The organism is Desulfoprunum benzoelyticum (assembly GCF_014201505.1).
GTDB lineage: Bacteria > Desulfobacterota > Desulfobulbia > Desulfobulbales > Desulfocapsaceae > Desulfoprunum > Desulfoprunum benzoelyticum.
Window position 1 is genome coordinate 98,095 of the sequence record NZ_JACHEO010000013.1, and the last position, 9,855, is coordinate 107,949.

The 9,855-nt window shown below is 59.1% G+C and carries 7 protein-coding genes; 5 read left to right on the forward strand and 2 right to left on the reverse strand.

Features of this window, described 5'->3' with window-relative positions; all coding sequences use genetic code 11:
* Positions 1-32: 32 nt before the first annotated feature.
* Positions 33-938, reverse strand: a complete 906-nt coding sequence (gene prmA / locus HNQ81_RS11665; protein WP_183351476.1) for a 50S ribosomal protein L11 methyltransferase — start codon at positions 936-938, stop codon at positions 33-35.
* A gap of 185 nt (positions 939-1,123) precedes the next feature.
* Here prmA and HNQ81_RS11670 point away from each other — a divergent pair, with 185 nt between their 5' ends.
* The 5 genes from HNQ81_RS11670 to HNQ81_RS11690 all read left to right on the forward strand — a co-directional run bounded on the left by HNQ81_RS11670 (position 1,124) and on the right by HNQ81_RS11690 (position 8,839).
* Positions 1,124-2,434: a paraquat-inducible protein A gene (locus tag HNQ81_RS11670; RefSeq protein ID WP_183351477.1), complete on the forward strand. Its 1,311-nt coding sequence runs from the start codon at positions 1,124-1,126 to the stop codon at positions 2,432-2,434.
* Positions 2,431-5,142, forward strand: a complete 2,712-nt coding sequence (locus tag HNQ81_RS11675) for an MlaD family protein (protein ID WP_183351478.1) — start codon at positions 2,431-2,433, stop codon at positions 5,140-5,142. Before HNQ81_RS11670 ends, HNQ81_RS11675 begins: the two co-directional genes overlap by 4 nt.
* On the forward strand, positions 5,139-5,681 hold the full coding sequence (locus HNQ81_RS11680; RefSeq protein WP_183351479.1) for a type I restriction enzyme HsdR N-terminal domain-containing protein: 543 nt from the start codon (positions 5,139-5,141) through the stop codon (positions 5,679-5,681). Before HNQ81_RS11675 ends, HNQ81_RS11680 begins: the two co-directional genes overlap by 4 nt.
* A 148-nt stretch (positions 5,682-5,829) precedes the next feature.
* Positions 5,830-7,179, forward strand: a complete 1,350-nt coding sequence (locus tag HNQ81_RS11685) for a class II 3-deoxy-7-phosphoheptulonate synthase (RefSeq protein ID WP_183351480.1) — start codon at positions 5,830-5,832, stop codon at positions 7,177-7,179.
* Positions 7,180-7,375: 196 nt separating this feature from the next.
* A complete protein-coding gene (locus HNQ81_RS11690; RefSeq protein WP_183351481.1) occupies positions 7,376-8,839 on the forward strand; it encodes a DegQ family serine endoprotease in 1,464 nt (487 codons plus the stop codon).
* A gap of 20 nt (positions 8,840-8,859) precedes the next feature.
* On the opposite strand, the gene HNQ81_RS17945 is transcribed toward HNQ81_RS11690, so the two are convergent.
* A complete protein-coding gene (locus tag HNQ81_RS17945; protein WP_183351482.1) occupies positions 8,860-9,774 on the reverse strand; it encodes a cyclic nucleotide-binding domain-containing protein in 915 nt (304 codons plus the stop codon).
* Between the last annotated feature and the right edge of the window lie 81 nt (positions 9,775-9,855).

Here is a 9,855-nt window from a genome sequence, read left to right on the forward strand (position 1 = left end):
TCCCACCCCATCCATCCCCGCAGGCCCGAAATCTACCCCTTACCCTTCCGCAACAGCAGCGCCGACCATTCCGCCAGCCGATCGATCCGGACAGGCTCAAAGCCCAGGCCGGAAAAACAATGGACAATATTCTCCGTCTGTTCCCCCTGGAGGATTCCCGACAGCACCAGGGCGCCCCCCTCCTCGACCAGGCGGGCCAGCGCCCCGGCCATTTCGAGGAGGGTATCGTGGATAATATTGGCGACGACCAGCGTGTAGCCACCGGCCACCTTCTCCAGCGCCGCCGCCGAGACCTCCATGACCGTGGCGAGATCATTGCGGGCAACATTTTCACTGGCGGCCGCCACCGCCAGCGGGTCGTTGTCGATGGCCAGCACCCGGGTCGCACCATACAGCGCCGCCGCCATGCCGAGGATACCGGTGCCGGTGCCGACGTCGAGCACCCGGCTGCCGCCGCCCCTCTCCACGACCTCCCGGACCAGGGCGAGGCAGAGGCTCGTCGTCGCATGATGGCCGGTGCCGAAGGCCATACCGGGGTCCATCACGATGACCTGCTCCCCCGGTGCCGCCTGGTACCGCTCCCATGTCGGGGCGATGACCAGGCCGGGCACGATGGCAAAGGGGATGAAATGCTTTTTCCAGTTACTGCCCCAATCTTCCTCGGCATATTCAGAAACAGCCAGAGATGGCTCAGAAACCTTGAAAATCTTCGCCAATTCGGAGAGATACGCACCGATCTGGAGGATGATCTGGCGTCGCCGCCCCTCCTCCATGTCAGCCTCGGCCAGGTAGGCATTGAGATACTGCCGTCCGTCCTGGTCGGCGACATCGATCTCGACCGCCGATTCGGTCACCCCCAGCAGGAAATCACTGATCGGTTCAACCAGCACCGGGTCGGTGCAGATCGACAGTTTGAGCCGCAGGTTTTGGTCCATCATCCCGTCCTATCTGCCCTCATTCACTCCATTTTGGTCATTGACACGCGATTTTTGCAGAGACTACACTCTCTTTTCCCGTTCTTCAAGCGCTACTGCGGTTTTCGTATGACAAATGACTGCCGGACAATTACTATTGATTCCAACGAACCACCGATCCTGCTTCTCTGATCCCGACCCGAATATCGATGCCTACCCACACCGTTGCCTGTCCTGACTGCGACCTGCTGCTTGCCTATTCCGCCTCGCTGGCCCGCCACACACTCCGCTGCCCCCGTTGCGGCTGCATGGTGCACAGAAGAGCGGACACCTCGGTCGACACGGCGCTGGCCTTCAGCATCACCGGCCTCTTGCTGTACATCCCGGCGATGGTGTTTCCTCTCATGACCCTCGAAACCCTCGGCATGAGCGAGAGCGGCAGCGTCATCGACACGCTGATCTGCTTCTACGACAACCGCTACTATTTCGTCGCCTTCATCGTCCTGATCTCCGCGGTTGTTTTTCCCCTGCTCCTCCTCTCCCTGATCTTCACCGTGACCATGTTTGCCAGGATGGGTCGATACCCATCCTTTCTCACCCGGCTCCTGCGGTTGTACGTCTTCCTGGAGGAATGGGCGATGATCGAGATATTCCTGCTCGGCATCATGATCACGATCATGAAAATGCGCCATAGTGCCGAAATCCATTTCGATCCCGGTTTTTACTGTTTTCTCGCCCTGGTCCTGACCACCATGGCCATCGCCACCGTCCTCGACCGGGAGCGGCTCTGGGCCCTGCTGTCCCCCCCCGGCGCCGCGGTGTCGGTCCCATCTCCGCCCGCCAACGCCGGGAGCTCGGGCCGCACCGCCCTCGCCTCCGGACTGGTCCTCTGCCACGTCTGCCGCCAGCTCGAGAGGCGCCGGCCGCCGGCCGCCGAACCGGGCCGCTGCCGCCGCTGCGGCGCGACGATCCACGACCGCAAGCCCGACAGTATCGCCTACACCTGGGCCCTGGTGCTGACCTCGGCCCTTCTTCTCATCCCCGCCAACATCCTGCCGATCATGGAGGTCGAGTTTCTCGGCGTCCCCGAGAACTCTACGATCCTCGACGGGATCATGTACTTCTTCAAGGATGGGTCGTACCTCATCGGCCTGATCATCCTCACCGCCTCGGTCTTCGTTCCGGTATTCAAGATCATCGGTCTGATCATCCTGCTGTTGACCGCCCAGACCAACAATACCGGCTACCTGCGGAGCAAGACGGTGCTCTATCGTTTCATCACCTTCATCGGCCGCTGGTCGATGCTCGACATCTTCGTCATCGCCCTGCTCGTGGTACTGGTCGACTTCGGCTTCCTCACCTCGATCCACGCCGCTCCGGCCGCCACCTATTTCTGCATCGTCGTCACCTCGACGATGCTGGCCGCAAAGACCTTCGATGCCCGGTTGATATGGGACAACCATCGGCAGGCGGCCTGCGAGGCGATTCCGCCGCTCCCTGTTGCCAAGGAGGCATCATGACCCCCGAGACACCCGTCATTCGCAGGCGGAGAGGAATCCCATCGATATGGATCATTCCCCTGGTCGCCCTCGCCATCTGCGGCTGGCTGCTGTACTCCAGCTATCGCGATGCCGGCATCCTCATCACCATTTATTTTGACGAGGCCAACGGCATCACCCCCGGCAAGACCCAGGTCATGTCGAAGGGCATTCCGATCGGACTGGTTCAGGAGGTCCATCCCGATATCGATCGGCAGCGGGTCCGGACGATCGTCAAGATGGACAAGGAGAGCGAGTCCTATCTCGTCAAGGATACCCTGTTCTGGATCGTCCGGCCGGAGTTGTCCGCCGCCAGGATCCAGGGGCTGGATACCATCTTCTCCGGCAGCTATATCGGCATCCAGGTCGGTGTGGATAAGAAACAGGGCCGGACCTTCACCGGACTGAATACCGCCCCGCCGGTCCCCGGCTCGGCCCCCGGTCTCCACATCTCGCTCCACGCCGCCACCCTCGGGTCGATCCAGATCGGCACCGGTGTCTATTACCGCAACATCGAGATCGGCAGCGTCCAGGGCTATCGTCTCCAGGAAGACGACAGCGTCCTGATCAATCTCTTCATCGAGCCGGATTACGCCGACATCGTCAGGGAACAGAGCCGGTTCTGCAACGCCTCCGGGGTCTCGGTCGCCGGCAAGCTGCCCAACCTCAAGGTGCAGGTGGAATCCCTGGCATCGCTGCTGAAGGGCGGTATCCTGCTCCAGACCCCCGAACAGCTGAAAAACAGCCCGCCGGCTGGCAACGGCCAGGTGTTCAGGCTGTACAAGGACCTGGAGGAGGCCAATTACGGCATCCCGATGACCCTGACACTGTCCTCCGCCATCGATATTGTCGAGGGCGACACCAAGGTCATGTACCGCGGTATCGAGGCCGGTTTCGTCAAGGAGATCCGGATCAACGACGACGAGCGGAAAACCGTCACCGCCCACATCCTGCTCGACCCCCGGACCGAACTGATCCTCCGCGAGGACACGATCTTCTGGCTGGTCAAACCGGAGATCACTCCCGCCGGAGTCAACAACCTCCGCACCCTGGTTACCGGTCCACACATCACCTTCAAACCGGGAGGCGGGAAATACCGCGACCATTTCGAAATCCTGCCCGAACCGCCCGCCGATGAACCGCTGCGCCCCGGAATGACCCTGGTTCTCACCACGAACGAGGCCGTTTCCTTTTCGCCACAGTCGCCGGTCCTGTACAAGAAAATCCAGGTCGGCGAGGTTGTCGCGATCGATCTCGACCCCAGGGGCAACGGTATCAGGACGACGGTCTTCGTCTACGAACCCTACCTCCGACTGATCAACCGGAACAGCATCTTCTGGCAGCAGAGCGGGGTCGAGGCCGACGCCAACCTGTCCGGGGTCAGGATCAGGACCGGACCCTTGGCCGAGATATTCACCGGCAGCATCAACTTCACCACTCCAAAGAGCACTGCGGCCGGGGCCAAAGCGGTGGAGAAGGACCATGTCTTCCGCCTTTTCGCCAGCTATGCCGAGGCGATCCAGACAATTCCCGCCCTGCAGCAGCCCGGCCTTTCGGTCCGGCTCAGCACCCCTGACCCGGGATCGCTCAGGGTCGGGTCTCCCCTCCTTTTCAAGGGGATAGCGATCGGCAAGGTCATCGGTTTCGAAGTCGACGGCAAGCGAGAAGACGTCATGATCGACTGCCTGATCGACATCGAGCATGCCGATATCGTCAAAGGCAACACCAGATTCTACAACCTCAGCGGGATCGAAATCTCGGGCAGTCTCGACGGGCTGACAATGCGGACCGGGTCCCTGCAGTCGATCGTCTATGGCGGCATCGGCCTGCTCTCCATGCCCGGCTCGGGCCCGGCCCGGAAGGCCACGATCTTTCCTCTCTACAGCAACGTACAGAACGCCCTCCACGCCGGTGATGTCGTCATACAGGTAACGTTCGACGAACCGGTCGACCGGCTGAAGGTCGGCTCACCGCTGAGGTACAAGGGCATCGATATCGGTGCTGTCATCAAACTGGCCTTCACGCCCAATCTGCAGGCGGTGGTGGCCGATATCCGGATGGACCCGAAGTTCATGCCGTTGTTCCGGACGGCAACCCAGATCTGGGTGGAGGAGCCGGAGGTGTCGATATCCGGCATCAACAATCCCGGCGCCATCGTCTTCGGCCCCTACATCACCTTCAAGCCGGGCCGGGGAGACCTCGCACGGACCTTCGTCGCCCTGGCGGCTCCGCCCCCTCCGTATTCAATCTCAGGCAAAGGTCTGAACATCGTTCTCGAAACCCGCAACCTCGGTTCGCTCACCCCTGGTTCTCCGGTTGCCTACCGGCAGGTCCGGATCGGAAAAGTCACCGGCTTTACCCTCTCACCGACCTTCCAGAAGGTCTACGTGGCCGTCGCGATCGAGCCACAATTCCGGCATATAATCAAAGAAAACACAAAGTTCTGGAATAGCAGCGGCGCCAGTTTTTCAGCCGGCCTGTTTTCCGGCATCCACCTGGAGACGGAGTCGCTGGAGACAATTGTCCGGGGAGGCATTGCTCTGGCCACCCCGGATGAGGGAGGCGGGGCGGTCACCACCGGCCACCATTTCCTTCTCCATGATAAGGCCGAACCGGCATGGCTCACCTGGACCCCCGATCTCTCCGGCCGAACAACGGCCGGACAACAAACCACCGGGACCGTTCGATGATCACCCACGGATCGCACCACCTGGTTTACGGCACCCTCAACGACTATCTCACCGGCGAAGAACTGACCGACACCGATGACGAGCGGATCCGCCAGGAATTGAGCCGAATGATGGTGGAAGAAAAACAGTATCATCGGGACGAACTGCTGCCCCGGCTCAGTATCGACACCTTTTTCGCCCGCTGCTATGTCCGATCGGTGATCGACTTGACGGTCTGCCTCGAAAACCGGCAGATCATGATCATTCGCTATGGCCCGGGTTCGCTCGTCAGCCGTGAACGGGCGGCGATCGCCGCCGCCCGGGTGCTCAATCCCGCCTCTGTCATCCCCCTGGCGGTTGTGACGAACGGCAGGGAGGCTGAGCTGCTGGAGACTTCAACTGGTAAGATTCTTGAATATGGGTTACACTCAATACCTGATCGAAGCACAGCCTTGGCGATGACGGCGACAATGCCCATTCTCCCCCCGCCGGAAGGGAAAAAACGGGAGCAGGAAATGCGGATTCTCAACGCCTTCGATCTCGAGCGATGCTGCATCTGAATCCTTTGCCGACCAACCCGGAAACATGACGGCAAACGGGTTGCGGAGCGCTCAGCCACCGAGGTGAAAACCTCGACCAGAGATTGAACCGATCATTCGATAGAAATGTGTTCCCTCTCGAGCAATGACAACCACAAAGAGAAGCGGCATGACACCCACAGAAAAAGAATGGACAAAATCAAGCTGGAAAAACTTCACCGCCCTGCAACAGCCGAAATGGCCTGACCAGAAAGAAGTCGACCGGGTTCTCACCAATCTTTCCCAACTGCCGCCGCTCGTCTTTGCCGGGGAAATCAGGGCCCTCAAGAGCCTGCTGGCAAAAGCCGTCAAGGGTGAGGCCTTCCTGCTGCAGGGAGGCGACTGTTCCGAGGACTTCTCCAAGGTGACGGCCCCGAAAATCAGGGAGACACTGAAGGTGCTGCTGCAGATGGCGGTTGTCCTGACCTATGCCGGCGGCAAGCCGGTCATCAAGGTCGGACGGATCGCCGGCCAGTTCGCCAAGCCCCGCTCTTCCGACACCGAGATCGTCGATGGCGTCGAGATCCCCTCCTACCGCGGCGACATGGTCAATCGTCCGGAACCGAGCGAGGAGGCACGGATTCCCAACCCCAAATATATGCTGAAGGGCTACAATATGGCGGCCTCGACCCTCAATCTGCTGAGGGCCTTCACCCGGGGAGGATTCGCGACCCTGCAGCGGGTGCATTCCTGGAACCAGGAATTCGTCGTCCAGTCGCCGATGGGACGGTCCTATGAACGGATGGCCAAACAGATCGAGCAGGCCATCAAGTTCATGGAAACAATTGGAATTTCTACCGATAATCCGCAAATCAACCAGACCGAGCTCTACACCTCGCACGAGGCCCTGCTGCTGGAATACGAGGAGGCGATGACCCGTGTCGATTCCACCTCCAACGGCTGGTATGACTGTTCCGGTCATATGCTGTGGATCGGCGAGCGGACCAGACAGGTCGACGGCGCCCATGTCGAATTCCTGCGCGGCGTCCTCAACCCGCTCGGGATCAAGATCGGCCCGACCTATAACCTCGACGATATCAAACGCCTGGTTGAGATCCTCAACCCAGCCAACGAACCGGGTCGGATCACCCTCATCACCCGGCTGGGGGTGAAAAATGTCGAGAAGGCGCTGCCTCCCCTGCTCCGGGGCATGAAACAGGAAGGCTTCCACATCGTCTGGAGCTGCGACCCGATGCACGCCAATACCTACACCACCGAGGACGGGCATAAGACCAGAAACTTCAACGACATTCTCTCCGAGATCACCTGTTTCTTCGAGACCCACTGGTCGGAAGGCACGATCCCCGGCGGGGTGCATTTCGAGCTGACCGGCGACAATGTCACCGAATGCACCGGCGGCGCCAGAAACATCGTCGACGACCAGCTGTTCGAGAATTATCAGACGACCTGCGACCCGCGCCTCAACGCCGAGCAGAGCCTGGAAGTCGCCTTCCAGATCGCCGATATGATCAGGAGCTGAACCAGCTTGACGGGGAGGAAAGAATCGATTTCCTCCCCTCATCCACAGTATCCATCCCATCCGCACCTGGATTACAATCCTGTAACCGTTCTTGACAGCTCTTTTTTCCGTTTTATCTTTTCATCTGTTGAAATTTCAGGAGTCCGGGAAGTGTCAGCCGGCACGTACCGGTTATTTCATGCACAAGGAGAATACCATGAAATCACAGACCTACCTACCTTCCCGCTCGGGGTTGCTCGCCTTGCTCTTCCTCTTTTCGTTCATCATCGCGGCCTCTCCCAGCCCCGCCCGGGCCGAAGCCGCCGATGACATCGCCCTGCTCGACAGATCCTCCCGGGCCTTTGTCAATGTCGTCAAGGCCGCCCAGCCGGCTGTCGTCAACATCCGGGTTGAAAAATCGGTCGAGAGAAAAGGCGGCTTTCCCGGGGACGGCGATGAGATGTTCAACAATCCGTTCTTTGAGCACTTTTTTGGTCCCCAGTTCCGCGGACCGCACCGCTTCCAGCAACAAGGTCAGGGTTCGGGGTTCATCATCAACCGGGATGGCTATATCCTGACAAACAACCATGTCGTCGAGGGCGCCGATACCATCACCGTCCGTCTCTCCGATGAACGTGAATTCAAGGCCAAGCTGGTGGGGAGCGATCCTCAGACCGATGTTGCCATGATCAAGATCCAGGACAGCGGCAATCTGCCGACTCTGACCCTCGGAAATTCCGACGCCCTTGAGGTCGGGGAGTGGGTGATCGCCATCGGCAATCCCTTCGGCCTCAACCAGACGGTGACAGTCGGTGTAGTCAGCGCCAAGGGACGGAATCGGGTGGGCATCAACGAGTATGAAAGCTTTATCCAGACGGACGCGGCGATAAATCCCGGCAATTCAGGCGGCCCCCTGCTGAACACCCATGGCGAGGTGATCGGCATCAACTCGGCCCTCTTTTCCCGTACCGGCGGGTACATGGGTATCGGTTTCGCCATCCCGATCAACATGGTCAAGGCCATCGAGGATCAGTTGCAGAAACACGGCAAGGTCACCCGTGGCTGGTTGGGCGTCGCCATTCAGGATGTCAATGAAGATCTGGCCAAATCCTTCGATCTGAAGCAGGCCAAGGGGATCCTGATCAGCGAGGTGCAACCGGATTCACCGGCATCCAAGGCCGAGATGAAGCAGGGAGACGTCATCCTCCGCCTCAATGGCGCTGAACTCAAGGATGTTTCCGACCTGCGCAACAAGGTGGCCCTCATCACCCCGGGGACCAAGGCGACCCTGACCATCATCCGGTCCGGCAGCGAAAAGATGATCGACGTCGTCATCGGCGAACAGCCGTCCGGCTTCGGCAAGACGGGTAGCGGACTGCCGTCTCAGGGCAACCTCGAGCAATTCGGTCTCAACCTGCAGGACCTGACGCCGGAACTGGCCCAGCAGCTTGGATATACAGCGGAGCAGAAAGGCGTGGTGATCAGCGCCGTCGCCCCCGGCAGTCCGGCGGAAAAGGCGGGATTGCAGGCCGGCTATCTGATCGAGGAAGTCAACAAGGTGGGAGTTTCCAACCTCAAGGAATTACAACTTGTTCTGAAAAAATCGACCCAACCGAAAAGGATACTGCTGCGGGTACATTCCGGCAACCTCAGCCAGTATGTGGTCCTTGTAGCTCAATAAATCAGGGCAGGATGTTGTCTTCAACGCCCGGGGACGGCTGTCGGTGTCCGTCGTCCCTGGGCGATTCTTTTGAAGATCTCGTCGATGACGGGCAACTTGCGGAAATCGGCGGTCGATATTTTTCGAACCACAAGGTCCGTCTTGGCAACGACCGTGGCGTTGCGTTTTCCCGTTTTTGAAAAATAGGCCATTTCTCCGAATATATCGCCATCCGCAAGGGTTGCAATTCGACATCCCCGTTCATCGAATGTCTCGGCCTCGCCGCTGTCGATATAGTATATCCCGTCCGGTTTCTCGTTGACTTTGACGATAATTTCGCCTTTTTTTTTCCACTCCAGTACGAAATATCGTTCCCACTCGGTATCGACGACCAGGGCATGATAGGACTCACTATCCATGGCCCTGAGCAGCTGCTGGGAAAGGCGGGAAATACGGACACCGAGAGAATCCCTTCTGCGACTGGCCAGTTTCATGCCCAGATTGCTGAAATCGCCCGCCGGTTTCGGGTTCTCTCTGATATATTCAAGAATACGCTCCGTTGCGAGGTCCTTCCTGCCGGTCATCTCGATGAAGAGTTTCTGGGCCTGAAGCAATTTTTCCCTCACGGCAGGAAAATCCGACAGAATCCCTCCGGAACCATCGCCGCAAAAAAGCTCCATCGCCCCGTTCTTGACGCGGATGAACTCCCGCAGTTGACTCTCATCGACATCGCCCGGACAACCGTTGATTCCCGGCTTATAGACGGTGTAGACATGCAATGGGCTGGGCAACCCCTGCAGCGTCAACCTCCCGACACTGACCAGAAACCTGGTTTCTACTCCCTGACAGAGGGCGACCTCTCGATCCATCAGGTAAGAAGTACCGAAATAGCTGCACAGATCTTCGAGCCGGCTGGCGACGGCAAAGCTCGAACCAAACTTCAATCTGATTACCACTGAAACTCAGCCTCGACAGATTTATCCGTGATGGGACACTATCTGTCCTACCAACCATGGTAAGGTACTCTCTCAGAACAA